25 protein-coding genes and 2 tRNA genes are annotated in these 26,980 nt (G+C 36.4%); 15 read left to right on the top strand and 12 right to left on the bottom strand.

The genetic code is table 11. The features are described from left to right. Positions 1 to 54 precede the first annotated feature (54 nt). From folD to yrfG, 5 genes are all read right to left on the bottom strand, one after another. Positions 55 to 909 carry a bifunctional methylenetetrahydrofolate dehydrogenase/methenyltetrahydrofolate cyclohydrolase FolD gene (folD, locus tag MTZ49_RS05255; RefSeq protein ID WP_264747309.1) on the bottom strand — a complete coding sequence of 285 codons (855 nt, stop codon included), beginning with the start codon at positions 907 to 909 and terminating at the stop codon, positions 55 to 57. Positions 910 to 992: 83 nt separating this feature from the next. Continuing rightward, complete coding sequence (locus tag MTZ49_RS05250) at positions 993 to 1,394, bottom strand: SMI1/KNR4 family protein (RefSeq protein WP_264747308.1); 402 nt, start codon at positions 1,392 to 1,394, stop codon at positions 993 to 995. 89 nt (positions 1,395 to 1,483) lie between these two features. Next, complete coding sequence (locus MTZ49_RS05245) at positions 1,484 to 2,203, bottom strand: OmpA family protein (protein WP_264747307.1); 720 nt, start codon at positions 2,201 to 2,203, stop codon at positions 1,484 to 1,486. Positions 2,204 to 2,276: 73 nt separating this feature from the next. Then, a complete protein-coding gene (locus tag MTZ49_RS05240; RefSeq protein ID WP_264747306.1) occupies positions 2,277 to 2,666 on the bottom strand; it encodes a DUF4398 domain-containing protein in 390 nt (129 codons plus the stop codon). A 285-nt stretch (positions 2,667 to 2,951) separates the two neighbouring features. Further along, entirely contained in the window at positions 2,952 to 3,605 is a 654-nt protein-coding gene (gene yrfG, locus MTZ49_RS05235) for a GMP/IMP nucleotidase (protein ID WP_264747305.1), read from the bottom strand. A gap of 64 nt (positions 3,606 to 3,669) precedes the next feature. Here yrfG and nudE point away from each other — a divergent pair, with 64 nt between their 5' ends. Then, positions 3,670 to 4,236 carry an ADP compounds hydrolase NudE gene (gene nudE, locus MTZ49_RS05230; protein ID WP_264747304.1) on the top strand — a complete coding sequence of 189 codons (567 nt, stop codon included), beginning with the start codon at positions 3,670 to 3,672 and terminating at the stop codon, positions 4,234 to 4,236. Next, the gene (gene cysQ / locus MTZ49_RS05225) at positions 4,230 to 5,048 is read left to right on the top strand and encodes a 3'(2'),5'-bisphosphate nucleotidase CysQ (protein ID WP_264747303.1); all 819 of its coding nucleotides are present in this window, start codon (positions 4,230 to 4,232) and stop codon (positions 5,046 to 5,048) included. Before nudE ends, cysQ begins: the two co-directional genes overlap by 7 nt. A gap of 6 nt (positions 5,049 to 5,054) precedes the next feature. Here the strand turns inward: cysQ and MTZ49_RS05220 are convergent, their stop codons facing one another. The 3 genes from MTZ49_RS05220 to prfA form a co-directional block, all read right to left on the bottom strand. Continuing rightward, a complete protein-coding gene (locus MTZ49_RS05220) occupies positions 5,055 to 6,386 on the bottom strand; it encodes an ATP-binding protein (protein WP_264747302.1) in 1,332 nt (443 codons plus the stop codon). A gap of 49 nt (positions 6,387 to 6,435) precedes the next feature. After that, positions 6,436 to 7,167 carry a two-component system response regulator OmpR gene (ompR, locus tag MTZ49_RS05215; protein ID WP_264747301.1) on the bottom strand — a complete coding sequence of 244 codons (732 nt, stop codon included), beginning with the start codon at positions 7,165 to 7,167 and terminating at the stop codon, positions 6,436 to 6,438. 183 nt (positions 7,168 to 7,350) lie between these two features. Then, positions 7,351 to 8,433, bottom strand: coding sequence for a peptide chain release factor 1 (prfA, locus tag MTZ49_RS05210; protein ID WP_264747300.1), 1,083 nt, complete (start codon positions 8,431 to 8,433; stop codon positions 7,351 to 7,353). 360 nt (positions 8,434 to 8,793) lie between these two features. Between prfA and MTZ49_RS05205 the strand changes: the two genes are divergently transcribed. The 6 genes from MTZ49_RS05205 (at position 8,794) to MTZ49_RS05180 (ending at position 14,485) form a co-directional block, all read left to right on the top strand. After that, complete coding sequence (locus tag MTZ49_RS05205; RefSeq protein ID WP_264747299.1) at positions 8,794 to 10,515, top strand: tetratricopeptide repeat protein; 1,722 nt, start codon at positions 8,794 to 8,796, stop codon at positions 10,513 to 10,515. A gap of 3 nt (positions 10,516 to 10,518) precedes the next feature. Beyond that, complete coding sequence (lolB, locus tag MTZ49_RS05200) at positions 10,519 to 11,166, top strand: lipoprotein insertase outer membrane protein LolB (protein WP_264747298.1); 648 nt, start codon at positions 10,519 to 10,521, stop codon at positions 11,164 to 11,166. Between the two features lie 14 nt (positions 11,167 to 11,180). Continuing rightward, entirely contained in the window at positions 11,181 to 12,047 is an 867-nt protein-coding gene (ispE, locus tag MTZ49_RS05195) for a 4-(cytidine 5'-diphospho)-2-C-methyl-D-erythritol kinase (protein WP_264747297.1), read from the top strand. Positions 12,048 to 12,152: 105 nt separating this feature from the next. Continuing rightward, a complete protein-coding gene (locus tag MTZ49_RS05190; protein WP_264747296.1) occupies positions 12,153 to 12,377 on the top strand; it encodes a bacterioferritin-associated ferredoxin in 225 nt (74 codons plus the stop codon). Between the two features lie 110 nt (positions 12,378 to 12,487). Beyond that, positions 12,488 to 12,964 carry a bacterioferritin gene (gene bfr / locus MTZ49_RS05185; RefSeq protein ID WP_264747295.1) on the top strand — a complete coding sequence of 159 codons (477 nt, stop codon included), beginning with the start codon at positions 12,488 to 12,490 and terminating at the stop codon, positions 12,962 to 12,964. A 210-nt stretch (positions 12,965 to 13,174) separates the two neighbouring features. Then, a complete protein-coding gene (locus MTZ49_RS05180; protein WP_264747294.1) occupies positions 13,175 to 14,485 on the top strand; it encodes a haloacid dehalogenase-like hydrolase in 1,311 nt (436 codons plus the stop codon). Between the two features lie 48 nt (positions 14,486 to 14,533). Here the strand turns inward: MTZ49_RS05180 and rsmD are convergent, their stop codons facing one another. From rsmD to MTZ49_RS05165, 3 genes are read right to left on the bottom strand one after another with little or no spacing between them, the layout of a single operon-like run. Further along, the gene (rsmD, locus tag MTZ49_RS05175; RefSeq protein WP_264747293.1) at positions 14,534 to 15,106 is read right to left on the bottom strand and encodes a 16S rRNA (guanine(966)-N(2))-methyltransferase RsmD; all 573 of its coding nucleotides are present in this window, start codon (positions 15,104 to 15,106) and stop codon (positions 14,534 to 14,536) included. Beyond that, positions 15,103 to 16,548 (bottom strand): M16 family metallopeptidase, encoded by a 1,446-nt coding sequence (locus tag MTZ49_RS05170; RefSeq protein ID WP_264747292.1) that lies wholly within the window; start codon positions 16,546 to 16,548, stop codon positions 15,103 to 15,105. Before MTZ49_RS05170 ends, rsmD begins: the two co-directional genes overlap by 4 nt. Next, positions 16,541 to 17,887 (bottom strand): M16 family metallopeptidase, encoded by a 1,347-nt coding sequence (locus tag MTZ49_RS05165; RefSeq protein ID WP_413774175.1) that lies wholly within the window; start codon positions 17,885 to 17,887, stop codon positions 16,541 to 16,543. Before MTZ49_RS05165 ends, MTZ49_RS05170 begins: the two co-directional genes overlap by 8 nt. A 174-nt stretch (positions 17,888 to 18,061) precedes the next feature. Between MTZ49_RS05165 and ftsY the strand changes: the two genes are divergently transcribed. The 7 genes from ftsY (at position 18,062) to mgtE (ending at position 24,072) form a co-directional block, all read left to right on the top strand. Beyond that, the gene (gene ftsY / locus MTZ49_RS05160) at positions 18,062 to 19,381 is read left to right on the top strand and encodes a signal recognition particle-docking protein FtsY (protein WP_264747291.1); all 1,320 of its coding nucleotides are present in this window, start codon (positions 18,062 to 18,064) and stop codon (positions 19,379 to 19,381) included. 2 nt (positions 19,382 to 19,383) lie between these two features. Then, positions 19,384 to 20,052, top strand: coding sequence for a cell division ATP-binding protein FtsE (gene ftsE / locus MTZ49_RS05155; protein ID WP_264747290.1), 669 nt, complete (start codon positions 19,384 to 19,386; stop codon positions 20,050 to 20,052). Then, a complete protein-coding gene (gene ftsX / locus MTZ49_RS05150; RefSeq protein WP_264747289.1) occupies positions 20,052 to 21,035 on the top strand; it encodes a permease-like cell division protein FtsX in 984 nt (327 codons plus the stop codon). Before ftsE ends, ftsX begins: the two co-directional genes overlap by 1 nt. A gap of 155 nt (positions 21,036 to 21,190) precedes the next feature. Then, a complete protein-coding gene (gene rpoH, locus MTZ49_RS05145) occupies positions 21,191 to 22,048 on the top strand; it encodes an RNA polymerase sigma factor RpoH (protein WP_264747288.1) in 858 nt (285 codons plus the stop codon). Between the two features lie 187 nt (positions 22,049 to 22,235). Further along, a tRNA-Arg gene (locus MTZ49_RS05140) sits at positions 22,236 to 22,312 on the top strand. Between the two features lie 34 nt (positions 22,313 to 22,346). Next, positions 22,347 to 22,423 (top strand) — tRNA-Arg (locus tag MTZ49_RS05135). 212 nt (positions 22,424 to 22,635) lie between these two features. After that, positions 22,636 to 24,072, top strand: coding sequence for a magnesium transporter (gene mgtE, locus MTZ49_RS05130; RefSeq protein WP_264747287.1), 1,437 nt, complete (start codon positions 22,636 to 22,638; stop codon positions 24,070 to 24,072). Positions 24,073 to 24,114: 42 nt separating this feature from the next. On the opposite strand, the gene MTZ49_RS05125 is transcribed toward mgtE, so the two are convergent. Beyond that, on the bottom strand, positions 24,115 to 26,742 hold the full coding sequence (locus tag MTZ49_RS05125) for an autotransporter outer membrane beta-barrel domain-containing protein (RefSeq protein ID WP_264747286.1): 2,628 nt from the start codon (positions 26,740 to 26,742) through the stop codon (positions 24,115 to 24,117). Positions 26,743 to 26,980 lie beyond the last annotated feature (238 nt).

Here is a 26,980-nt window from a genome sequence, read left to right as displayed (position 1 = left end):
CTCTATAATAAAAAAGCCACTTATTATAAGTGGCTTTTTTTATACGCTATCACATCAGGAATGAAGCTCTTCTGCAGCATATAACGTATTCTCTAGCAAACAAGCTCTTGTCATTGGTCCTACGCCACCAGGTACAGGTGTAATCCAACTAGCTCGTTTAGCAGCTTCTTCAAACTCCACATCACCCACTAATTTACCATCTGGCATACGATTAATACCTACATCAATGACAATGGCCCCAGGCTTAATCCACTCACCTTTAACAAGCCCAGGTTTACCTACACCAACCACCACCAAATCTGCATTGGCTACATGTACTGCTAGATCTTTAGTAAAACGATGGGTAATCGTTGTGGTACAGCCCGCCAATAAAAGCTCTAATGCCATAGGACGCCCAACAATATTGGAAGCGCCTACCATAACTGCATTTAAACCATACAGATTCTCTTTAGTGCTTTCTAATAGCTTTATAATTCCTTTAGGTGTACAAGGGCGTAACAACGGGTTACGTTGAGCCAATCGACCAATATTAAATGGATGAAAACCATCAACATCTTTATCAGGACGAATTCTTTCCAATAAAGGTGCCGCATCTAAATGTGCAGGAAGAGGTAACTGCACTAAAATTCCATCAATAGCAGAATCATCATTTAGCTTATCAATAAGTGCTAATAGCTCCTGCTGGGTAGTAGATACTGGTAAATCATAAGACTCTGAGATAAATCCTACCTGCTCACAATCTTTACGTTTATGAGAAACATAAACTTCAGAAGCAGGATCATTACCCACCAAGATCACAGCAAGTCCTGGAATGCGTAATCCACGTTGGCGGCGATCAGCTACTTTTCTAGCAATATCTTCACGAATATTAGCAGCAATGGTTTTTCCATCAATTAATTGTGCGGTCATAGTATTATTTATTTAGTCACCAAAATGTCTATTTTCTCATAGAGTGATTATTACAATAAAGTCTTTTTATATTTTTACACAAGCTATTCTTCTAACCAGACCTCGGCAATCCATTCCCACAAAGTATCCCATTGTTTTTCAGATAGTTCACCCTTTTCCCAAAGCAATACCACACCATCAGGGTCAATACAATAATAACCTGCATTAATTTCACAGATGGGCAATAAATACCTAGGTAGACCATAAGACCAAGCCGTAGCTGCCATTTCTGGCAAATAGGTATGAAGATGAGGATCTGCTATAGTGGCAGGCTCCAAATGACCATATATAACATCACTTGCGGTCAGCAAATAATACCTAAAATCACGGGGAATAGGTAATAACAACTCCTCTTGTGCTGTAACCAATTGCTCTTCATCTGGCAATTCAAGGGGAGTAGCAACATCTTCTGCTAGCTCGCGTAATCTTTCTAAAATTTCTTCCATCAAAATAAAAACCCCGCTTATTTAATAGTTAGAGTGTGTATTACTCTAACTATTACGTCAACAGGGTTACGTTAACTAATTTTAAATAATTAGCGACGAGGTGCTACTGGTCTATCATCATTAGAAATAGTTACTTCTACGCGACGATTTAAAGCACGATCTGAAGCATTGCTATTGCTTGCTACAGGGAATGCTTTACCATAACCACGAGTGGTAATACGAGCAAATTCAACACCACGATTTGAAAGTTCACGTGCTACTGCATCTGCACGAGCTTGTGATAATTTTAAATTTAATGCATCACTACCAGTGCTATCAGTGAAACCTTCAACTAACACTTTACGCTCTTTATTTTGTTTTAAATAAACAGCTAATTTATCAAGATTAACATAAGCTGATGGAGTTACATCTGCCTTACCAACAGAAAATAGTACATCACCAAAAGTTACTACTTCACCACGTGCTGTTTGCTTCGCGATATCTAATACTTTTGCTTTAACTCGTTGGTTTTCTTCTTCTTGGCGTAATGCAACAGTAGCATTAGCTAGATCAACACGACGTTGTAATAAATAAGCAAGTTCACTTACTTTGTCTGAGTTCTCACCATCACGAAACGCTTTATCCGCTCTATCTAAAGCAGCACTGGCATCACCAGTTTCAGCGTTAGCCCATTGACTAGCTTTTGGATTGTTTTGTAATGCAATGAAATCAGCACGTGCTTTTTCTAAATCTGGATTAGGGTTATTTGAACAAGCAGCTAGCGTTAAACCTACTGCTAAAAGAGATGGAATCAATATATGTTTGCGCATAACCAAAGTTTCCTTTGTAAAAATATTAAATAATGTTCATTTATGTAACTGTAAACTAACTAAGCAATTAAACTTAGTTAACATTCGCTGGAGGAATAGCGTTTGTTACAGGTTGAACTGGTGCATCTGTAGGCGTTAAAGCTTTTGGATCTACATACTTCATTTTTTCTACTTGCGCTCTACGCTCTGCTACACGCGCATCCCACTCTGCTCTCTCAGCATATATTTTAGCCGCTTTAAAATCTTTTTCTTCCATCGCAACACGTGCCTTACGGAAATGTTCTTGAGCGGTTTGCATATCAGCTGGAGCAAATTGAGTAGCCCCTGCACCTACTGCGTTATTTACTGCTAATCTTGCTACATCCATCTGAGCTGTTGGAGGATTGCCAGCGCAACCAGCTAATACACCACCAGCTAAAATAACACCGCCTAATGCTAGCTTAGATTTTGAAAAGAGAGTCATATTTTAATACTCCATTACACTTTATTCGTTAATTAAGAAATTTTCTAAAACTGAAACTTTAATATAATTTTTTCAGTTCTATATTAGAACTATTAATTAGTCTAATTGTTCATTATTTTAGACAAGTCCATCACTTTTTTATGAAGAAACAATTAACAAATTGTTAATTTAATGCTGTCAGAGACACTCAAAAATCAATCAACTCATTGATTTTAATTTATTTTTAATGATTTTTAGTTAATAAAGAATGTTAATCACTTAGTTTATTACAATATATTTCTTTAATTAAAAACAATCTATATAATCTTTGATAATAGCAAATTCATGTTCATGCATTAAGGGTGGTTTTTGACTATCTGGTTGATAAATAGCGAATAAATGTTTTATTCCATATTGTTTAGCACTACGCAAAACGCTAACACTATCATCAATAAATAAACTGGTATGTGGATTAAATTCTATCCGCTCTCCTAAATGTTGCCAAAAGTATTGATTTTCTTTTGGAAAATTATAGTCATGGGAACTGATAATTTGTTTAAACCAAGGAGCCAAATCAACTTTTTGCATTTTTAGATTAAGCGATTTAGGATGGGCGTTAGTAATTAGAATAACTTGCTTGCCCATTTCATTAATTAATTTTAAGAAAAACTCTGCATGATTACGCCATTTAATAAGATGAGCAATTTCTTCCTTAAATTTAAGAACAGGTAAATTTAAAGCATCACTCCAATAATCAATACAATACCACTGCAATTTCCCTTGCAATGTAGCATATTGACTTAAGAGAGTCTGTTTTGCTTGCTCAATAGTTAAGCCATAAGTTTGACCATAACGCTCAGGAAGATATTCTAGCCAAAAATGATTATCAAAATGCAAATCAAGCAAAGTACCATCCATATCTAAAAAAACTGTTTCAATGTCAGACCAAGGTAATAACATATAATTTTCACAAATACTCATTAGCACGTTATGATAGTAAGGTGTTTTTAACAAAGAGAATACTATGGAAAAAAAACCTGCCATATTAAGCCAACGAATTGTAGCATCATCTCGACTGTTTAAGGTGGAAGAATTACAACTACGCTTTTCCAATGGTGAAGAGCGAACTTATGAGCGTCTAGCAAGTGGAATGCGCGCAGGTGCAGTAATGGTTGTTGCTATGCTAGATAAAGAACATTTCGTTATGATTGAAGAATACTGTGCTGGTGTTAATGATTATCAACTTACTATTCCCAAAGGGCTTATTGAAAAAGATGAGGACGTATTAGCTGCTGCTAATCGCGAATTAAAAGAAGAAGCAGGATATGGTGCAAAAAAACTAGAATATGTTACCTCCCTCACACTTTCACCAAGTTATATGGCACAAAGAATTCAAGTCGTGCTTGCGCAAGACCTATATCCAGAAAAATTAGTTGGTGATGAGCCAGAACCTATTATAGTAAGCACAGCTAAACTAAATGATTTATTCACACTTAGCCAAAACCCTAACTTTACCGAAGGTCGTGCTATTGCTGCCCTGTATATTGTCAGAGACTTGCTAATTAGTCGTGGTGAGCTTACTACATGCTAACAGAACTACTATCTGCAGTAATTGAATTAGCTCAACAAGCAGGTCAAGCAACTTTACCTTATTGGCGAAACGCTGTTGCAGTAGAAAAAAAACAAGATAACTCTCCTGTTACAGCAGCAGACTTAGCCGCTAACCAAATATTAGTGACAGGGTTAGCCACATTAACACCTAATATTCCTATTCTTTCAGAAGAAGACTGTACAATTGACTTCACCATCCGTCAAACATGGCAACAATGGTGGCTTATTGATCCCTTAGATGGTACAAAAGAATTTATTGAAGGCAGTACTGACTTTACTATTAATATTGCTTTAATAGAGCAAGGAACCGTTATTTTTGGTGTGGTATTTATTCCTGCTACTAATTACTGTTATTTTGGTGGTAAAGATATTGGCGCATGGCGAATAGATGATCAAGGTAATAAACAAGCTATTCACTGTCATGATGCTGATAATCAACAATTATCTGTAGTCGCTAGTCGTCGCCATAGCTCAGAAAAACAACAATTATTACTTGATAGGCTACAGGATATAATTCCTATCTCTCTAAAAAATGCAGGCAGCTCACTTAAATTTTGTTTAGTTGCAGAAGGTAAAGCAGATTGTTACCCACGCTTTGCACCTACCTGTCAGTGGGATACAGCGGCAGCTCAAGGTGTATTAGAAGGTGCAGGAGGCAGTGTATTAACTGAAACAGGGCAACCTTTGAACTATATAGCTAAACAGGATTATTTAAACCCTAACTTTATTGCACTGGGTAACATGCCTCAATGGAAAAGCTCTATTTTTAATATTATTCAACAACTCCCCTAATCCTAATTACTCAGGATTAGGTAGTTTTAAACCAATAGGTAAGCTAACTCTAGCCTCTAAACCACCACCTACACGATTTAACAATTCAATATGCCCACCATGTTGCTCAACAACTCGTTTAACAATCGCTAAGCCAAGCCCCGAGCCTTTGCCACTACGTGCTTGATTTCCTCGCATAAACGGATTAAATACTGCCATTATTTCATCTTCTGGAATGCCTGGGCCACGGTCTAATACACTTAATACCACATAAGGGGATTTATGTTTATTGGCTAAATAAGTAGTCACTTCTACTTTGTCGTGAGAGTAATTTAATGCATTATTAACTAAGTTTATTAATAACCGCTTTATTGAAACTCGACGCGCCTGAATAGGTGGAATTTCTTCTAAGAAGAACCTAACCTTTTCTTCACTCTGATTAAATGGTGCTACAGCCTCTTCAACTAACTCATTTAAATCCAAATCTTCTAACGCTTCATCCTTACCATCACGAATAAAAACAATAAACTGATCGAGGATTTCATTCATATCCTCAATATCACGAACCATATCTTCAGTAAATTCTTCATCACCATGCATCAACTCTACTGAAAGACGTAATCGTGTTAAAGGTGTTCTTAAATCATGAGAAACACCCGCCAACATAAGATCTCGCTCATTATTAGCTTTCTCTACATCCTCTGCCATCTGATTAAAAGCTTGATACACATCCGTCATTTCACTTAATGTATCATTAATAGGTAAACGAACACTTTTACCTTTACCTAATTGTCTGGCAGCAAATACCAAACGCTTTAGTGGTTGGTTAAGCTGAAGTACAAAAATACCTGCTGTAAACATTGATAAAGAAACAATACCAATAAACCAAGCAAGCACTCGCCAAATTTGTTGTCCACGCAAAGGATGAGGATACATAGGAATTTCTAACCAACCAGGGCCAAGACTTGGTGCGCTTACCCATAAAGAAGAAATATATTTACCTATGATTAAACGTGTACTAGCATCTGCCCCTAGTTCACTCTGAATTTGCCGTTGGAAAATATCTGAATAAGGCCAGTGGTATTCACCAAGAGGAGCTTCATTATCAGGTTTCCATAAAATACCTGCGGCAATAGCAATATCATCACGGCTATCCCCATCTACTGACCAATAAGCCCTAGCTAGCATGGCTGCACCATGACTATACTGCCTATCAACTAATACATCTTCATTTAAAACTAAATAACCTAGTGTTAATGCTTTAGAGAACAGAACGATGATTAAGATAAGCCATAACATACGAGCAAAGAAGCTTTTAGGTAGCCACGCTGCCCTGTATTTTTTCTTATTATTTACCATATAAAGATAAGTTAACTTTCCCCTCTCATTGAGAGAGGAAAGCTATCAATTATTTATCGCCATCAGGCACAAATACATAACCAACACCCCAAACAGTTTGAATATAACGAGGCTTAGCAGGGTCAACTTCAATCATACGGCGTAAACGAGAAATTTGCACATCAATAGAACGCTCTAAAGCATCCCACTCTCTACCACGGGCAAGACTCATTAATTTATCACGCGTTAATGGCTCTCTTGGGTGTTGTACTAGTGCTTTTAATACCGCAAATTCGCCAGTAGTTAACATATGTACTTTATCACCATGTGAAAGCTCACGAGTTGCTAATGATAATTTATAATCACCAAAAGTAACCTCTGCATCCTCAGTATCTGGTGCACCTGGAATTTGTGATGTTTGACGACGCAATACTGCTTTAATACGAGCTAATAACTCACGAGGATTAAATGGTTTTGGTAAGTAATCATCTGCACCACTTTCAAGTCCCTGAATACGACTAGCTTCATCGCCTTTTGCTGTCAACATAATAATAGGTGTTTTATTACCTTGACTACGGAGTCGCTGACAAGCACTCATACCATCTTCACCTGGCATCATTAAATCAAGCACAATTAGATTGAATAACTCACGGCTTAATAATCTATCCATCTGCTCGGTATCTTCAACAGCTTTGACACGAAAGCCTTCCTCAGCTAGGAAACGCTCAAGAAGTCGACGAAGTCTTGCATCGTCATCAATAATTAAAATTTTCTCGCCTTCTTGTGATTGGTTTGCTGTCATATGAGCTCCTTGATAATCAAATTACAACAACATACTTTGTTGTAAATAATATAATTAAAATAATCATTGTTATATATAGTATGACTGATTTATTAAAGATAGGCTAAACAGCATTGTTAAAATATTTTTCTAATTTAATTTTAAGGCAATAATATTTTCTATACTACTGCCTTAATTTATCTATTAATCACCTAATGCAGCCAATTGGTCTGCTTGGTATTCCGCTCTCAATGGCTCAATAACAGCTTCTACACTGCCAGCAATCACATCATCTAATGAATAAAGTGTTAGATTAATGCGATGATCTGTTACTCGCCCCTGTGGAAAATTATAAGTACGAATCCTTTCAGAACGATCACCAGAGCCAACCAATAATTTACGTGTATCAGCAATTGCTTGCTGTGAAGCTGTTTGTTGTTGATCATTTAGCTTTGCATATAACCAAGACATCGCTTTAGCACGATTTTTATGTTGTGAACGCTCTTCCTGACAGGCTACCACAATACCTGTTGGAATATGGGTAATACGTACTGCAGAATCTGTTTTATTAATATGCTGTCCACCTGCACCAGAAGCTCGATAAGTATCAACTCGCAAATCAGCAGGATTAATTTCTATTTCTTGTTGCTCGTCTGGCTCAGGCAATACAGCCACAGTACACGCAGAAGTATGAACACGCCCTTGCGATTCTGTTTCAGGGACACGTTGTACACGGTGTGCGCCAGACTCAAACTTTAAGAAACTATAAACATTTTCTCCTTCAACCCTTGAGATCACTTCTTTATAACCACCATGCTCACCTTCGTTAGCAGACAATATTTCTACTCGCCAGCCACGCTTCTCAGCATAACGAGAATACATGCGGAATAAGTCTCCTGCAAAAATAGCAGCTTCATCACCACCTGTTCCTGCACGAATTTCAAGGTAAACATTACGAGCATCATTAGGGTCTTTAGGTAAGAGCATCTTCTGCAAATCTTGCTCTAATGTCTCAATGGTTTCTTGCTGAGTTTTAACCTCTTCTTCTGCCATTTCTTTTAGATCTGGATCAGAATCTTTCAATAACTCTTTAGCACTAGCTAAATCTTCTTGTGCTTTGGAAAGGTCACGGAATGTTTTAATAACAGGCTCTATCTCTGCATATTCTTTTGAATACTCACGAAATTTATTTTGATCGCTGATGATTTCTGCATCACCTAATAAAGCTGTTATCTCTTCATAGCGATCTTGTAATAACTCTAATTTATTTAATAAGGAAGGTTTCATTATTTTACCAGCCAATAGTATTTTTAAATTCTTTTGTTGCTTAGTTCTATATTACATTAATAAACAACAGCCCTTTATACTTACACCTATATATGAAGGTATATTTCTTGTTAAGCTATCTTTGCTAATATAGACCAATACGCATAACTATCCACTGACTAAACATATAAATTAAACATGTTGCATATTGTAGCATTAAATAAACTTACCACTCTAGTTATCATTGTTGTTGAAAGCTAAAAACAAGTATACTAATTGTATATTTGTCCCTTTTCTAATAAATAGCTAGTTGTTATTAATATGGTTTTAAATAAAATTAGTAGCTTTTTTAAATGACTCTATATCTAATTTTGGTTGATTATGAATAAGTTTTTCTTATTATTTTGTACATCAGTAATACTATTAAGTGGCTGCAACTTATTTGAGACCAAGCAAGGTGAAAATACTGTTCAACCTATAACAAATACATCACCAAAAGAAAAACCTATTATAAAACCTTTCACTAAAGATTCTTTATCGGCTCTGCTTGTCGCTGAATTTGCAGAGCGACGGGGGCAATTTGACGTAGCATTAGAAAATTATGTAAACCAAGCGCAACAAACTAAAGATCCAAAGGTAGCTGAACGTGCTTATCAAATGGCTAGCTATCTAGATAATAGTAAACAACAGTTAAATATGGCTTTATTATGGGCTTCTATCGAGCCCAATAACATAAACGCTAATAGAGCAGCTGCTGTTGAATTAACTAAAAACGAACGTGGTCGTGAGGCTACACCCTACTTCGACAAAGTATTAGCTAACACTGAACAACTGGATTTTTTAGATCTTACCAACAGCAATCTCACCCAAAAAGCGCGCCAAGAAGTAATTGCAAGTACAGATCAACTTACCATTAAATATCCCAACAATGCTCAACTTACTTACACTAAAGCCATTTTGCTTGCTGAGAATGGAGCCACTGAGGAAGCTTTAACTACCCTTCAAAAGCTACCCACAGAGCAACAGAAAAAAAATAATGTGGTGCTATTAAAAGTTTTTCTATTACAAAGTGTAGGCAAACCTGAGGAAGCATTAGCACTATTGGACAAAGAAGTTAAAAATCGTCCTGAAAATAAAAAATTACGTTTAAGTTTTGCTCATCGGTTAATTAGCCAAGGTAAATTACCTGAAGCTAAACAACAATTCTTAACATTAAGTAAACAATATCCTGAAGATGAAGAGTTACGTTTTGCTTTGGTATTGATTTGTTTGGAAAACCAAGAATGGGATGAAGCAATCAGTTACCTACAAACAATGTTAGCTAATGGTATCAACTCCGATGCTGTCTATTATTACCTAGCCACCGCCTATAATGAAAAGGGGGATAAAGACCAAGCACTAGCTAATTACAAACAGGTTACTGGTGGAGAAAACTATTTATCGGCTATTGCCAATACCGCTAAAATTCTTTTTGAACGTGATCAAATCACTGAAGCTCAACAACTCTTATCCACCACTCGTAAGAATCAGCCAGATTTAGCTATACCCCTCTATTTGTTTGAGATAGAGGAATTGCAAAAATTAGATAAATTACCACAGGCATGGCAAATAATTAATCAAGCAACAAAAGCTGATCCTAAAAATACTAGCCTACTTTATAGTCGGGCATTATTAGCCGAACAAAGTAACAACTTACCACAAGCAGAAAAAGACTTACGTTATATTATTCGACTTGAACCTAATAACGACTCGGCTATTAATGCGCTAGGCTATATTTTAACAGATAGAACTACTCGTTATCAGGAAGCCTTAACCCTGATTGAACGTGCATTAAAAATAAACCCAGCAAATCCTGCTGCCTTAGATAGCCTTGGTTGGGTCAAATACAAACTTGGTGACCTAACAGCTGCGAAAAAATACTTACAGCAAGCTTATGATAGTTATCCTGATCCTGATGTAGCCGCCCACTTAGGTGAAGTATTATGGAAAAAGGGTGAGCAGCAGCAAGCAAAAGATATTTGGTCTAAAGCATTAAAAGACAACCCAACCAATAAAACACTCCAAAAAACTATTAAACGCTTAACTGGAGCTGAGGAATTATAGATTATGTTATCTTCTTATTTACGCTCAACATTCATTATCAGTCTTCTGCTATTAATGACAGGTTGTGGACTTTTCACTACTAAAAAAACACCACATATAATTGGACCTAACGAAAAACTTTGGCAACAACACCAAACTAAAATTGCTGAACTAACTACTTGGCAAGTAGATGGCAAAGTCGGAATTAGAGCAGGTAAAGAATCAGGTAGTGCTACGTTATTTTGGTTACAACAATTTGATTATTATGATATCCGTCTTTCTGGACCACTGGGCCGTGGTGCTACCCGTATAGTAGGCAAAAAAGGCGATGTAACCATTGAGATATCTGGGCAAGGTCGTTACACTGCTGCGACACCAGAAGAGTTATTACAACAACAACTGGGTTGGAATATTCCTGTATCAAATCTTATTTGGTGGATAAAAGGTCTACCAGCCCCAGATACGCCTTATACCCATACTTTAAATATGGATAGCCGTTTGCAAGAATTAAAACAAGCTGGTTGGACAATAGAGTACCGCGATTACCAAAATCATGCTGGCTACTGGTTACCTGAACGTATTATTGCTAACAACCAAGATATTCGTGTTACCTTGGTGACTAAACAGTGGACACTAAGAAAAATGGGTAAAGAGATTGCTAGTATTAACTAATAATAGATTATTCAATGACTAATTTATTTCCAGATCATGCCTCATTAGTTTTACCTGCACCTGCCAAGTTAAATCTATTTCTACATATACTTGGCAAACGTGCAGATGGTTATCATAACTTACAAACTATTTTTCAATTCTTAGATTATGCCGATAAGTTAGCCTTTAATTGCCGTGAAGATGGTGAGGTCAAGCTACATACTATTTTTGAAAATGTCCCCCACAATGACAATTTAATTGTTAAAGCAGCAAACCTCTTAAAGAACTATGCAAATACCCCATTAGGTGCTGATATTTGGATTGATAAAAAATTACCTATGGGTGGTGGAATTGGGGGTGGTAGTTCAAATGCTGCTACTACTTTATTAGCACTGAACCAACTATGGCAATTGAATCTTGATTTAACGACACTAGCAAAACTAGGTTTACAATTGGGTGCAGATGTTCCTGTTTTTGTACAAGGCAAAGCTGCTTTTGCAGAAGGTATAGGTGAACAACTAACACCTATAACACCACCTGAATTATGGTTTCTCGTGGCTATTCCTAAAGTAGCTATTAGAACTGCTACTATATTTAGTGACCCCATGCTACCTAGAAATACACCTACAATCACCTATCAGCAGGCACTAACCATTGAAGGCCACAATGATTGCCAAGCTATTGTTCTTAATCACTACCCTGCTGTACGAGATGCTTTCCTAATAATGAGTAAATTAGCACCTACTAAACTTACAGGAACAGGAGCCTGTTTATTTGCCTCTTTCTCTACAGAACAGCAGGCATTAACTGCCCAGCAACAACTTATCAATAAAGTTGATTGTTTTATAGCAAGAAGTGTAAATTTTTCTCCACTACATCAAAAAATAAATCTAATCATTTGATTTAATAGACAATAACAAATAAGAATAATTACCAATAACTTATTGACAATGATTATCATTTAAATTAATATTTACATTACTTACTATTGTGGAGTAATAAATAAGATGTATGTTTGTCTATGCCAAGGTATTACTGATAAAGATATACGTGATGCTGTGAATGATGGTTGCTGTAGCTATAAAGAAGTTAGACAAGCACTTGATATTGCTAATCAATGTGGCAAGTGTGGTTGTTTGGCCAAACAAATAGTTAAAGAAACTATTACTGAATCACAATTAAGCAATCCTATGGTGGCTCACTTTAATCCAGCCGAATTAGTTAACTTTTAATAAAAATAATTGTAATTCTCATTCTTGTTCAATCACCTAATACTCAAGGCTATTTGACTTTTTTGTTTTCCCAACGCACAATAAAAAAAAGTCTTACTGGGAATATAACAATGAAAGGCGACAAAATCGTTATTCAACACCTAAATAAAGTTCTAGGAAACCAGCTGGTTGCGATTAACCAATTTTTCTTACACTCTCGCATGTACAATGATTGGGGACTAGAGGGTTTGGGTCACCAATCTTATCACTACTCTATTAAAGAAATGAAACAGGCTGATCGAGTAATTGAGCGTATCCTATTTTTAGAAGGTATCCCTAACTTACAAGACTTAAATAAATTACTCATTGGTGAAAATACTGAAGAAATGCTTAATTGCGATTTGAAACAAAAAGAAAAGTCTACTGCTGATATACGCGAAGCTGTTACTTATTGTGAAAGTAGTGGTGATTATGTCAGTCGTGATATGCTAAAACGGATTTTAAAGGAAGAAGAAGATCATATCGACTGGTTAGAAGCACAAGTAGGTTTAATTGAAAAAATGGGTATTCAAAACTACCTACAAAACGGTATTGAAAAAGAAGATTAACATTTAAAAAGGCTGACTTATTATTAACTTAGTCAGCCTTTTATTCTGCATATCAAAATTAACAATTCTAATAATAACAAATTTTGGAAATTTATCTGTAAGCCTGACCCATATCAGCCAAACAAAAATCAACATACTTCTTTCTAATTTATTTCTTTATAGTAACAAATAGTTATACGTACAAAGTTATATATACAAACAGGAGTCATTATGCTTAAAGTTAGTAAATTAATCATCGCATTAGCCGCAGCAACAGGCTTGGTTACTACGCACGCTTTAGCAGAAGTTGCTAAAACTAATCCCGTAACCAGTGTCCAAACAACCAAGGTTACTGCTCCTCAACTTATCAAAGGTAATTGGGATAGCTTCAACCGCGATCAACTTAATAATTTGATTGCAACTTATGGCAAGACTAGCCCTAATTATGATCCTAATAATCCACCTTATGCTGTTTTTGACTGGGATAACACTTCAATATTCTTGGACATTCAAGAAGCATTATTAGTTTATCAAATCGAACACTTATATTTTAAAATGACACCAGAGACTTTAAATAAAGTTCTCAGAATGAATGTACCTAGTGACAATTTCACTGCTGATGATAACAATTTAGCAGGAAAACCTGTTAACATTGATCTTATTGCTCAAGATATTGTAAATAACTATACATGGATCTATAACAACTTTGACCAAATGAAAGGGAAAAAGTCATTAGCAGATATCAAGAAAACAGATCAATATAAAGAGTTCTCCACTAAATTACGTTATCTCTACACGGCTATAGGTAATTCTTTTGATGCCTCTCTTTCTTATCCTTGGGTAACTTATTTATTCACAGGCTTAACTGAACATGATGTTGCTAAACTAACTGCTGGAACTGTTGATTGGCAGGCCACTCAACCTATTGCAGATGTTACTTGGACAAGCCCTGCAATTGCAAGTAAAGCAGGTCAAATCTCTACAACATGGCACAACGGTTTACGTTTAGTACCAGAAATGCAAGATCTTTATCATAAACTAAGAGAAGCAGGTATTGATGTATGGGTTTGTTCAGCATCATTTATTGATGTAATTAAAGAGGTTTCTTCTAATCCTAAATTTGGTTATAACAACCCAGCTAGTAAAGTTATCGCTATGGAATTAGAACGTGATGCTAATGGTGTTATTCAACCTGAATTCCGTAAAGGTTTTAACCAAACCCAAGGCCCAGGAAAAACTGTTGAAATTAAGCGTTTAATTGCGCCTAAATACAACAATAAAGGACCTATTTTAGTTGCTGGTGATAGTGAAGGCGACCAAAATATGGCTCAAGATTTTGCTGATACTAAAGCTGTAATTATCATTAATCGCTTAAGAAAACCTACTACTGATATTGGTAAGTTCTCTAAAGTAGCAGTAGATACTTACAAAAAACCTGATGCAAAATACTTATTGCAAGGTCGTGATGAAAACACTGGTTTATACACCGGTAACCAAAAAACTGTTAAGTTAGGTGCTAAAGAAGGCCAAGCTTTACGTTAATCACTTATGCTGGCTTAACCTAATAAGTTAAGCCAGCTTAATCTGTACCTATTGAGATAACCACAAACTATAATAAACTTGCCCTGCTTTCTTTTCCCTATATAGTTGCCAATTTGTAGGCATTAATAATTGAGATGGCATTATCTCACTTTCTGTATAAACCCATGCTTTATTAGCCAACCAACCATTATCTGCCAATAACTGACAAGCCTGCTGCAACATATCTTTCCTAAAAGGTGGGTCTAAAAACACTACATCAAACTGTTTAGTCGCCTGTTTTTGTAAAAACAACAATGCACTTTGATTAATCAAAGTAGCACGCTGGCAATTTAAAATTTGCAATTGGCTTTTTAAGTTACTAATTACCTGATGGTTTATATCAAGTATTGTTGCACTAACCGCACCTCGAGAAAGCGCTTCTAATGATAAAGCACCACTACCTGCAAAAAGATCTAATACTGCCGCCCCTTCAATATAAGGAGCCAACCAATTAAACAGTGTTTCTCTAACTCTATCGGGTGTCGGTCGTAGCCCCTCAGCATCTATAAAACTTACTTTACGGCTACGCCACTCACCACCAATAATACGCAACTGTCCTTGCTTAGCTGAACCCTTACTCAATGAGGTACTCCCATTGGCTGTTTTTTAGGTGCAGTAGGCGTTGGTAATGGCTGTTGTTTAACGGTAGGACCTACTGTCACCACAATAAAATCCTCCATTTTCAGATGTTTATTCATTGCTTGCTTAATTTGTTCTGGTGTTAATGCTTCTATTTGTTTAATAAAATCCTCTAAATAATTTAAAGGCAAGTTATAAAAACCAATAGCCCCCAATTGAGATACTATATTACTATTGCTAGCATTAGATAATGGAAAACTTCCTGATATTTCACGTTTTGCATCATTTAACTCCTGCTCTGTAGGACCATTAGCTAAATATTCACGTACAATATCTTTAATAAGCGCCAAAGAACCATCCGCCATTTCAGCACGTGTTTGCAAGCCTATACTAAAAGGCCCAGCAGCCTGCATAGTAGAAAACCCTGAATAAATTCCATAAGTTAAACCACGACGCTCCCTCACCTCTTGCATCAATCGAGAAGTTAAACCACTACCGCCAAGAATTTGATTACCTACATATAAGGCAGGATAATCAGGATCATTACGCGTCACACCCAACTGACCTAAAACTATATGCGTTTGTTGAGAAGAAAACTCAGTATGATAGTTACCTGCTTTCACTGGTTTAGGTGCTTCCACTGTAGCTAATGTTTCTCCTTTAGGTAAAGAGGATGAGATCTTTTCTGCTAACTCCTCAGCTTGCTGCTTCGATAAATCCCCAACAATAGCAATAACTACATTTTTTGAGTTATAAGTTGCTTGATAAAATTTCTTAAGGTCTGCAATAGTTATCGCTTTAATACTTTCAGGATTACCATCACTACTATGTGCATAAGGATGATCACCATAAAGCTTATTGTAAAATTCTTTAGTAATTAACCTACCCGGTGTTTTCTTATCAATCTCAAAACCAGTTAATAGCTGATTTTTAATACGCTCAAAAGAGTTTTCAGGAAAAGTTGGTTCACTAATCACTTTCGTTAATAAATCTACAGCCACTTGGCTTTTTTTAGGATCAGTCAAACTACGTAATGATACAATTGCCATATCTCGATAAGAACCATTACCAAAATTCGCTCCTACCCCCTCAAAAGTCTTGGCAATAGCTGTTACGTCCATGCCTTTAACACCTTCATTTAACATTCCATTTGTTAATAGCGCCAACCCAGGCTTATCTCCATCATGACTACTACCTGCTGCAAATGTTAATTGAACATCAAACATAGGTAGCTCATGAGCCTCTACAAATAATACTTTACTACCCGCACTAGTCTGCCACTGCTGAATATTTAGATGACGGCCAACAGGAGCTGATTGGCCTAACTCTGCTACAGACTCTAACTTTAGTTTAATCGCTGTATCAGCCCAACTGTAAGAAATACTACCAAAAGAACACACTAATCCTAACTGGATAGCTATCACTAGTTTTTTCCAATTAGTCATTTTTATTCTCCTCTGGTAATACATAAGCTGTTGTTAAACGATCGCGGGTAAAATATTTTTTGGCTACATTTTGAATATCTTCTGGTGTTACAGCATTCAACTCATCTAACTCTGTATCAGCTAACTGCCATGGTAAATCAAGCGCCTCTAACATTCCTATGGTCATTGCTTGACTAGAGATAGAGTCACGTGAATAAACTAATGAAGCGATTAACTGAGCCCTTACTCTTTCTAACTCTTCGGCAGAAGGTTTAGTTGTTTTAAGTTGATCTAACAACTGCCAAATCCCCTTTTCTACCTCTTCAATTGTTTTACCTTTCTGTACATTAGGTAATGCACTAAACATAAAAAGACTATCACCACGCCTAACAGATGAATAACCAATCCCTGCCCCTGTTACTAACTCTTGTTTAAGTTCTAGGTCTGTTGTTAAACGAGCGCTATTACCACCATCGAGCAAGGCAGCGATTAACTCTAACGTATAAACTTCGCGTTTATTATCCGCAGTAGATAAACTAGGAACATTAAACCCCATGAGTAAAGTAGGTAGTTGTGCTTTAACATGTATAGTTAATTGACGTTCACCTGGAGTTGCTAACTCAAAAGGCTTTTTAAGGTTAACATCTGTACTTCTTGGGATCTTAGCAAACCAACGATTTGCTTGTTTTTTAGCCTCATCTACTGTTATATCCCCCACTAATACCAATACTGCATTATTTGGAGCATACCAACGATGATACCAAGCTCTTAAATCTTCTACAGACATGCGATCTAAATCAAACTTCCAACCAATGGGTGGGTTATGGTATCCGCTGGCGAGATAAGCTAAGCTTCTAAAACGTTCATAAGCTAAAGCATTCGGATTATCATCTGTACGTAATCTTCGCTCTTCCTTAACTACTTCAAGTTCTTTTGCAAATTCATCAGCAGGAATTTTTAAAGTCGCCATACGATCAGCTTCTAACTCGAGCGCTACAGGCAAACGATCTTTTGCTAGAACTTGGTAATACACCGTAACATCATCTGCTGTGAAAGCATTTTCTTGCACCCCCAAATTACTTAATATTTGTGATGCTTCACCTGCACCAGCTTTACTACTACCTTTAAACATCATATGCTCTAACACATGCGATAAGCCTGTAGAACCTGGCGCTTCAAGACTTGACCCTACTTTATACCATAACTGTGAAACAACCACAGGTGCACGATGGTCTTCTCTAACAATCACTTTCAAGCCATTATCTAAAGTAAATTCATGGGTAGGCTGTGCAGGTGTAGCTAATGCACTTAAAGAAAAACCTGTAATGCTTAGAAACATTACAATACGACGAACAATCATTAAGTTTACCTATTCTTAGTAGAAAATATAGTATTATTAAATACTGACATCCAACAGCAATATGTTAGGATAATACATTTATTATTTATAATGTAGCAAAGTCAGTTATTATTTATCACCCAGTGCTTTGTTACATAATTTATATATTATATTTGTTATTGAGATAATAGGCGCATGTCAGACTCTAAAGATAATCAACCCACCAAAGAAGAGAAAGAAAAGAAAGGGCTTTTCGGTTGGCTTCGTCGCAAACCTAAAACTGAAGAAACAGTTGTAGTGGATGAGCCTTTATCTATAGAAGAAACTATAACAGAAACAACTGAATCCGTTTCAACATCACCAGAAAGTGAACCTGCTATTGCAGAAGAGCCACAAATTGATACTATTGTTGAACCCTCTAAAACTGTATCAGTAGAAACAGTTGAGGAAACTATTACTATAGCAGAGCAAATTAGTGAAACAATAGAAACTCCAGAACCAGAACCAGAACCAGAACCAGAACCAGAACCAGAACCAGAACCAGAACCAGAACCAGAACCAGAACCAGAAAATAATAGCTCCACCCCTACTGAAAAGAAAGGTTTTTTTGCACGCCTTAAACAAGGTTTAGCAAAAACTAGTGCCTCTTTTGGTGAAGGGATTGCCAGTATCTTTTTGGGCAAAAAAGAAATTGATGATGATTTATTAGAAGAAATAGAAACATTACTATTAACTTCTGATGTTGGTTTTGAGGCGACTAATAGCATTATTGAAAGCTTAACTCAAAAAATAAAACGTGATCAACTTGCTGATAGTGGTGCACTTTACCAAGCACTAAAAGAAGAATTAGTGGCAATGCTAAAACCCGTAGAACAACCATTGACTATAGAAAAAAATCACTCTCCTTACGTTATTTTAGTCGTAGGGGTTAATGGTGCAGGTAAAACAACCACTATTGGGAAACTAGCCAAAAAATTACAGCAACAAGGTAAAAAAGTGATGTTAGCTGCTGGCGATACTTTCCGCGCAGCGGCTGTTGAACAATTGCAAGTATGGGGTGAGCGTAATAATATTCCTGTTGTTGCACAACATACAGGCGCTGACTCTGCTTCTGTTATTTTTGACGCTGTACAATCGGCCAGATCCAAAGGGATGGATGTGCTAATTGCTGATACAGCAGGCAGACTCCATAATAAAGAAAACCTTATGGAAGAATTGAAAAAAGTAAAACGTGTTATCACTAAAATTGATGACACAGCACCTCATGAAACATTATTAGTGTTAGATGCAGGTACAGGACAAAATGCGCTAAGTCAGGCAAAATTATTTAATCAATCAGTAGAGTTATCTGGTATTGCATTAACTAAATTAGATGGTACCGCAAAAGGTGGAGTAATCTTCGCCTTAGCCAATCAAATGCAGTTACCTATTCGCTATATTGGTGTAGGTGAAGGCATTGATGATTTGCGTCCTTTTGAGGCAGAGCCCTTTGTACAGGCAATCTTTAAGGATTAATTATGATACGTTTTGACCATGTTGCAAAACGCTACCCTAATGGGCATATCGGCTTACATGAACTTAGCTTTCATGTACGTCGAGGCGAGTTTCTGTTTGTTACAGGCCATTCAGGCGCAGGTAAAAGTACTTTATTACGACTATTGCTTGCCATGGAGCGCCCTAGCTCAGGTAAAATCATGCTAGCAGGTCAAGACTTATCACGTATTTCAAATGCACATATTCCTTTTTTAAGAAGACAAATAGGTGTTGTTTTTCAGAATCATCAACTATTATTTGATCGTGATGTATTTGCCAATGTTGCTTTACCTTTACAAATTCTTGGGCTTGGTAAAGAAGAAACCTATAAGCGAGTTATTACAGCACTTGACCGTGTAGGCTTAAAAGAAAAAGCCGAACAACTACCCTCTAATATTTCAACAGGTCAACAACAACGGGTAGGTATTGCTAGAGCAATTGTGCATCAACCGGCCTTATTACTTGCAGATGAACCTACAGGTAACCTAGATCCACGACTAGCTTCTGAAATCATGGGAATCTTTGAAGATATCAATAGTTTGGGTACAACTGTTATCATTGCAAGTCATGATTTAGCACTTATTGCGAGAATGCGCCACCGTCTACTCACCTTGCAACGTGGTCGCTTAATTGGTGATGGAGAGGCTGCCTAATGTCTGATGTAAGACCTACTAATCAACCACAGAAGTCTAAAAAACAAGACGGTGAGCCTAGCTTTGGTGAACTTTTCCACTCATGGCTAGAAAATCATAAAGCTAGTTTAACTGATAGTTTTTTAAGACTTGTTAAACATCCCATTGCCAGCTTCTTTACCTGCCTTGTTATTGCAGTAACATTAAGTTTACCTATGGGATTATCTATTATCCTAAAAAATATCAATGAATTGGCAGGGTCTTGGCAACAGGCCGCACAAATATCCCTATTCTTACATTTAGATGTTGATGACGAGAAAGCTAGCCAATTACAAAATGAGCTTAATCAAAATCCAGATATAGAAAGCACACAACTTATTACTAAAAAACAAGCGCTTGCAGAATTTCAAGAACAAACTGGTTTAGGAGAGGCTTTACAAGCATTACCAAGCAACCCTTTGCCTGTAGTGATTGTAGTTACGCCGAAAGAATTGGTTCAGAATACAATCACTGAACTACAACATAATCTACAACAGTTACCAGAAGTCGATCGAGCTGAATTAGATATGCAATGGTTAGAACGACTTATGTCTATTCTTAAACTAGGTGAGCGATTTGTTTTTGGTATCTCACTATTATTAATTGCTGCATTATTGCTTGTTATTGGTAATACCATTCGTCTTGCTATTGAGAATAGACGAGCTGAAATAGAGGTTATTAAGTTAGTAGGTGGTACAGATGGCTATGTACGTCGTCCCTTTATCTATATGGGAACACTCTATGGTTTAGGTGCTGGACTATTTGCATGGGCTTTATTAGCTTTTGGACTTAACTGGATCAATACTTATGTAGTACAATTAGCTGGTTTGTATGCCAGTGACTTTAAGCTATCAAGTGTTTCATTGGAAGATGCCTGCTCTTTAATTATTGGAGCTGTGCTATTAGGTTGGATTGGAGCGTGGTTAGCCGTTGCTAGACACCTTCGCGAACTAGCACCACGCTAACGATAAACCTATGGTATAACTAGCTTTATTAGCATAAAGAAACAATTTTAAAAACTAAAAGACTAGCGGAACTATTAGATATTCTTTATAGTCTAAAAGAGTATAATTCTCAATAAGAAGTTATTTATTGGGTTTTCATTTTTTGGGAGAATCGAATGTCAAAAAACTTAATACCTGTTCAAATGCTAACACCAGGAGCTAATCTGGAAGCCTATGTGCATTCAGTAAATAGTTTGCCTGTGTTAACAGCTGATCAGGAACATGAATTGGCAGATCGGCTCTATTATGAACAAGATTTAGATGCCGCTCGCCAACTGGTGCTTGCTCACTTACGCTTTGTTGTTCATATTGCCCGTAGTTACTCTGGTTATGGTCTGCCTCAAGCTGACTTAATTCAAGAGGGTAATGTTGGTTTAATGAAAGCAGTGAAACGTTTTAATCCTGAAATGGGTGTTCGCCTTATTTCTTTTGCAGTACATTGGATTAAAGCTGAAATACATGAATTTATTTTAAAGAATTGGCGCATTGTTAAAATTGCCACCACTAAAGCTCAACGTAAATTATTCTTTAACTTACGTAGTAAAAAGAAACGTTTAAATTGGTTAAATAATGAAGAAGTGGCTAATGTTGCGAATGAACTAGGTGTAGACGCAAAAGACATCCGCGAGATGGAAAGCCGTCTTACAGGGTCTGATATGGCATTTGACCCTGCAACTGATGAAGATGATGAAACTGCTATCTATGCACCTGCTGCGTATTTAGAAGATAATCGCTACAATCCTGCTACTCAATTAGAAGATGCAGATTGGAGTGATAGTTCCTCTAACAACCTACATGAAGCATTAGAAAAACTAGATGAGCGTAGTAAAGATATTTTACAACAACGCTGGCTATCTGATGATAAAGCAACTTTGCATGATTTAGCAGCAAAATATAACGTATCGGCAGAACGTATTCGCCAGCTAGAAAAAAATGCAATGGATAAATTAAAACGTCATATTATTGAAGTTTGATAATCTATCTCTAACTAAAGCGTATTAAATACTTGTTATTTGATGCGCTTTTTATTTCCAATAAAATATTTATATTACAATAACTTATCAAAATAAATATTACTTTTTTCAAATTAATACTTGCCCTAAAGTGATTGATGGAGTATAGTTCGCGCCTGCGATTTAACACTTGCTTTGTTTTATACGTGCGCTCGTAGCTCAGCTGGATAGAGTACTCGGCTACGAACCGAGCGGTCAGAGGTTCGAATCCTCTCGAGCGCGCCATTTAATATAAATCAATTGTTTATTTGCACATTGCGCGCTCGTAGCTCAGCTGGATAGAGTACTCGGCTACGAACCGAGCGGTCAGAGGTTCGAATCCTCTCGAGCGCGCCAGAATACTAAAAACCTGCACTAGCAGGTTTTTTTTTAAAGTCTAATTTAAGAAACTTTAATTATCTTTCTACTAAATTTGTGGAGAACAACTGCCAATAGGCTTTGCCTAAAGCATTTTCATACTATGGACATACACTGTTGCTATAATAGTCGCTTAGCGATTAAATAATTCCCATGGTGAGCCTTCAAACCATCTGGGAATGGAGGCTGTAATGATTGAAACCGAAACAAAACCGCAAGAATCTCTACAAGATCGCTTTGATCAAATTCAAACCCTACTTCGCCAATGCAATAAAGAAAAACAACAAACTGAAGAAAATGGTTTACCCTTAACAACAAGTTATACTGAACTACAACAAAAACTAGAAGAATTACACTGGGCAGATATAGCTGACCTATTAGAGTCATTACCATTAGATGACCGTCTACTATTATGGCAATTAGTAAAATCAGATCGTGATGGTGATATTCTTTTAGAAGTTTCTGATGCTGTTCGTGAAACGTTATTGGCAGACATGGATGATCATGAGATCATCGCAGCTGCTAAGGACATGGATGCTGATGAATTAGCAGACCTTGCCCCTGAATTATCTAATGATGTTTTACAAGAGTTAATGAGCTCATTAGATACCCAAGAACGTGAACGCTTACAATCAGCCTTATCTTATGAAGAAGATCAAGTCGGTGCATTAATGGACTTTGAGATTCTAAGTATTCGCGATGATGTAACCCTTGAAACCGTGTTACGTTATTTACGCCGCTTTAAAGAATTCCCAGACCATACTGATAAAATCTTTGTGGTTAACTCAGAGGCCATACTAAAAGGCGTCTTGCCTATTAAACAATTGCTCTTAAATGACCCTGATGTACTCGTTGTTGAAGTAATGGCAGATGATCCCGTTATCTTCCATCCTGATGAAGACGCTTATGAAGCAGCTCAAGCATTTGAACGATATGACCTTATTTCTGCACCTGTGGTAGATAAAAATGGTAAGCTCGTAGGTCGTTTAACTATTGATGAAATGGTTGACTTAATTCGTGAAGAAACCGAAACCGAAATGCTAAATATGGCAGGTTTACGGGAAGAAGAAGATATTTTTGCCTCAGTTTGGCGTTCCGTTCGTAACCGTTGGGCATGGCTAGCAGTTAATCTGGTTACTGCATTTATTGCTTCACGTGTTATAGGTTTATTTGATGGCACCATTGAAAAACTAGTAGCCTTAGCCGCCTTAATGCCTATCGTGGCAGGAATTGGTGGCAACTCAGGAAATCAAACGATTACCATGATTGTAAGAGCAATGGCACTTGATCAAATTACTACAGCTAATACCTTTAGATTATTAGGCAAAGAAATAGGTGTTTCCTTTATTAATGGTGTGATTTGGGGTAGCGTTATCGGCCTTGTCGCCTACTATCTTTATGGTAGTTGGTCATTAGGCATTGTAATGATGTCCGCCATGACACTTAACCTGCTACTGGCTGCATTTATGGGCGTACTCATCCCCATGACCATGGTCAAATGCGGCAGAGACCCAGCTCTTGGCTCTAGTGTATTAATTACAGCAATGACTGATAGTGGTGGTTTCTTTATCTTCTTAGGGTTAGCTTATTTATTTATTAGTTTTGGCATTATGCCTGTTACAGGTTAGTTTTTAACCTGTAACAGTAGTAACTAAATATATAACCTCTTTTTAAAAACTATACCGATAGCCTAAATTAAGTTGTTTTTGATCGAACTTACTACCTTTGGCATAATTAGCATCCATATAAATATTATGTACTTTATTAATATTTGCAGTGATACCTATGCCATTATCCCACCATTGACCACGAAAACTATTTTTTTCCTTACTTCCATTTAATTTGTAACTAGTATTAGCATTAAACTCTCTTAAGTAACCAGATTTAAAATAAATATTTATAGGATTAGTACCTTGAGTTTGGTAGCCTATAATTGCGCTAGAACGCCCTAAAGTAGAGTTATAGGAATCAAGCTTAATTTTTAAACCATTACTGGCCTTAACTGTATCCCCACCTTGTACTCCTGTAGATACTTGTAATTGTGGTTCAATATAAAAGCCTGCTTTACTATCGTTAATCCATAAACGCTTTCCTACTTCCACAGATGCGTTAATACCCTGAGTTCTTCCTTTACCCTTAACTGACATTCCTGTAGTATCTTTAACATTAAATTGATTATGAATATTATTATATTTAAGCACTGTATCTACATAAAATCCTTGGTCATGATAATAGGTTGAATAAAGCCCTAATGTATAATTTTTAGCCGTACCATCACCTTGTTTATAGTTAAGATTACCTTGCGTAATACCTGCCATAACGCCCACCAGTAATGTTCCTGACGAAACGCTAAAATCCTTATCTATTCCTAGTTGAGTCCCTGAGTAAGGCATATCAAAACCAGATAATTGTTTTCCATCAAAAGAAGAAAGCTTACCACCAAAAGCTTTTACCCATAAACCACTGGTGGCATTACCAGCACCTGTTACTCTAAGGTCACCTAATCTTTGTAAAAGTGTTTGATTATCTATATAGTTTAGTAGATAACTGGTATTTAAAAAGCTAGCACCAGCTAACGCTGAAGAAGTTTGTGTACCACCAATATTACCTCCAGAGGGTAAAGCATATAACTCCCAGTCCTTATCATTACTAGCTTTTCTTAAACCATAAATATAACCTCCAGCTTCAACTTGATTATTGAGCTTAAAGTTACCACCTCCATCAGCTGTAGTAACAACTGTTAGTGTTTCTGTGCCGTCAGTAGCAGCACTACCTTGGTTGGCAATAGCAAGAGAATGGTTACCTGTTGTTGTTTCTGTAATATTGATTAAGTCACCTAGCTGTTGGGCTATATCAGTTTTCATACTAAATAAACCAATACCACTAAGTTCTTTAGTTGTTAAAGTTGTAAAGTTGCTATTAGTAAAATTTACTGTACTATTATCTAGTGCTAATGTTGTAGTAGTGGAATCATCTGTCATATTCCATATACTGTATGTCATATCCAGATTAATAACTCCAGTGTTTGTATCATAAATAGCTGACTTTCCAGTAAACTGTGAGCCAGTATTCATTTTTAAATCAATAATATTATTGGTACCCGATTGACCAATTTGCATATTACCTACTATATTCATGGTACTACCTTCAGGTATCGTGTTAATAGCAGCATTGTTTATAATATAAATTGCATTACTATTGGTATCTGTTGAGATAATATTGGTATTACCTGAAAAGGTAACCTGTCCAGTATTTGCATTTACAACGTTGTTTTTGCCTTGTAAAGAAGTATCATTAGCTGTAACAATACCATTATTAGTGAGCATTAAAGCAGAAGCAGTCGTGGATGTTGCTTGCACCCTTTCTAATGTCATGTTGCCACTATTAGATATTAGTAAACTTCTATCACGGGAAGATATGGTAACATCCGTTAAATTAATTTCTTGAACATAGTCTGTAGGTAAAGGAACAAGTCCACCCGTAGTAATACCTGCATAATTAGATGTAACAGAGCCACCATTCATCGTAAAAGTACCATTATAAACAGCTACAGCAAAAGAATTATTGCCAGTATTTTCTATAGTAAGATCATTGGCTATAACAGAGCCTTTGTTTATACTAATTCCATAACCATCTGCTGAAGTAAGCTTAATAGTACTACTAGTACCTAAATCTGTTATTTTACCTGTGTTATTGGTGATATTTACTGCAGTTGAATTACTCCCTGATACTTCAATATTAATTTTATCTGTAGTAAAAGTAGAGTTAGAAATAGCTAAACCTGTTGAAAATGTTCCAGTAGTTTTAATGGTATTATTTCCTGTTAATGTAGCCTGACTATCTATTAAAGAAATACCTGTACCACCATTTTGACCATTAGCAGTAACAGTAAGATTACTAGCTGATAAATCGCTATTTCTTAAAAAAATTCCTATTGTTTGATATGCTTTTGTAGTAATTTGGCTTCCATCACCTAAATTCAGCGATGGCCTAGCTGCAGCACTTGTTCCATTGATATAAAGACCATTGGCTATAGTTCTATTAGAAGTATTACCTGCATTACTATTAATAACTTCTATATTTAATGGATTAGCCGTTAACTCTGTTGTGCTAGAGTCGTTATAATATATTCCATATAGATTTTTGGTATCTGCATCAGATGTAATAGATTGCAGACTATCATTTAGGTTAAGCATTTGATTAGGTAATAGCTGGTAACCGTATTTAGTTTCTTCAGCTACTACGTTATAGATGTATGAGCATCCTAACACTGTAATAATAGAGATTTTTTTTAACATAACTACTTAATAGTGACTAACTCTCTTGAATTTAATAAATGATAGGGATTTTTCATATTAATTACAGGAGGGATAGAAAACTAATGGGGTATAACAGGATTATATCTATAATATCGTATGCAATAATAATTTTACTTATTACTACTCAAGTATATAGTATGTTGTTGTTATAAAAGTGTAAATAGGTTTTTAGTTTATTTTGTAATAATCGCAAAGTCTGCTTCTTATAAGTGCAAAA

Source organism: Entomomonas sp. E2T0, from assembly GCF_025985425.1.
GTDB lineage: Bacteria > Pseudomonadota > Gammaproteobacteria > Pseudomonadales > Pseudomonadaceae > Entomomonas.
The sequence above is the reverse complement of the archived record's forward strand: the minus strand, read 5'-3'. Positions and strand labels throughout refer to the sequence as shown.

Excerpts from the sequence above, each read along its gene's own strand:
- cysQ (WP_264747303.1), top strand. The coding sequence starts at position 4,230 with ATGCTAACAGAACTACTATCTGCAGTAATTGAATTAGCTCAACAAGCA.
- lolB (WP_264747298.1), top strand. The coding sequence starts at position 10,519 with ATGTTATCTTCTTATTTACGCTCAACATTCATTATCAGTCTTCTGCTA.
- MTZ49_RS05180 (WP_264747294.1), top strand. The coding sequence starts at position 13,175 with ATGCTTAAAGTTAGTAAATTAATCATCGCATTAGCCGCAGCAACAGGC.
- folD (WP_264747309.1), bottom strand. The coding sequence starts at position 909 with ATGACCGCACAATTAATTGATGGAAAAACCATTGCTGCTAATATTCGT.
- ftsE (WP_264747290.1), top strand. The coding sequence starts at position 19,384 with ATGATACGTTTTGACCATGTTGCAAAACGCTACCCTAATGGGCATATC.
- ispE (WP_264747297.1), top strand. The coding sequence starts at position 11,181 with ATGACTAATTTATTTCCAGATCATGCCTCATTAGTTTTACCTGCACCT.
- ompR (WP_264747301.1), bottom strand. The coding sequence starts at position 7,167 with ATGACAGCAAACCAATCACAAGAAGGCGAGAAAATTTTAATTATTGAT.
- MTZ49_RS05240 (WP_264747306.1), bottom strand. The coding sequence starts at position 2,666 with ATGACTCTCTTTTCAAAATCTAAGCTAGCATTAGGCGGTGTTATTTTA.
- mgtE (WP_264747287.1), top strand. The coding sequence starts at position 22,636 with ATGATTGAAACCGAAACAAAACCGCAAGAATCTCTACAAGATCGCTTT.
- MTZ49_RS05165 (WP_413774175.1), bottom strand. The coding sequence starts at position 17,887 with ATGATTGTTCGTCGTATTGTAATGTTTCTAAGCATTACAGGTTTTTCT.
- ftsY (WP_264747291.1), top strand. The coding sequence starts at position 18,062 with ATGTCAGACTCTAAAGATAATCAACCCACCAAAGAAGAGAAAGAAAAG.
- MTZ49_RS05170 (WP_264747292.1), bottom strand. The coding sequence starts at position 16,548 with ATGACTAATTGGAAAAAACTAGTGATAGCTATCCAGTTAGGATTAGTG.
- MTZ49_RS05220 (WP_264747302.1), bottom strand. The coding sequence starts at position 6,386 with ATGGTAAATAATAAGAAAAAATACAGGGCAGCGTGGCTACCTAAAAGC.
- MTZ49_RS05125 (WP_264747286.1), bottom strand. The coding sequence starts at position 26,742 with ATGTTAAAAAAAATCTCTATTATTACAGTGTTAGGATGCTCATACATC.
- ftsX (WP_264747289.1), top strand. The coding sequence starts at position 20,052 with ATGTCTGATGTAAGACCTACTAATCAACCACAGAAGTCTAAAAAACAA.
- yrfG (WP_264747305.1), bottom strand. The coding sequence starts at position 3,605 with ATGTTATTACCTTGGTCTGACATTGAAACAGTTTTTTTAGATATGGAT.
- rpoH (WP_264747288.1), top strand. The coding sequence starts at position 21,191 with ATGTCAAAAAACTTAATACCTGTTCAAATGCTAACACCAGGAGCTAAT.
- MTZ49_RS05190 (WP_264747296.1), top strand. The coding sequence starts at position 12,153 with ATGTATGTTTGTCTATGCCAAGGTATTACTGATAAAGATATACGTGAT.
- MTZ49_RS05245 (WP_264747307.1), bottom strand. The coding sequence starts at position 2,203 with ATGCGCAAACATATATTGATTCCATCTCTTTTAGCAGTAGGTTTAACG.
- prfA (WP_264747300.1), bottom strand. The coding sequence starts at position 8,433 with ATGAAACCTTCCTTATTAAATAAATTAGAGTTATTACAAGATCGCTAT.
- MTZ49_RS05205 (WP_264747299.1), top strand. The coding sequence starts at position 8,794 with ATGAATAAGTTTTTCTTATTATTTTGTACATCAGTAATACTATTAAGT.
- nudE (WP_264747304.1), top strand. The coding sequence starts at position 3,670 with ATGGAAAAAAAACCTGCCATATTAAGCCAACGAATTGTAGCATCATCT.
- MTZ49_RS05250 (WP_264747308.1), bottom strand. The coding sequence starts at position 1,394 with ATGGAAGAAATTTTAGAAAGATTACGCGAGCTAGCAGAAGATGTTGCT.
- bfr (WP_264747295.1), top strand. The coding sequence starts at position 12,488 with ATGAAAGGCGACAAAATCGTTATTCAACACCTAAATAAAGTTCTAGGA.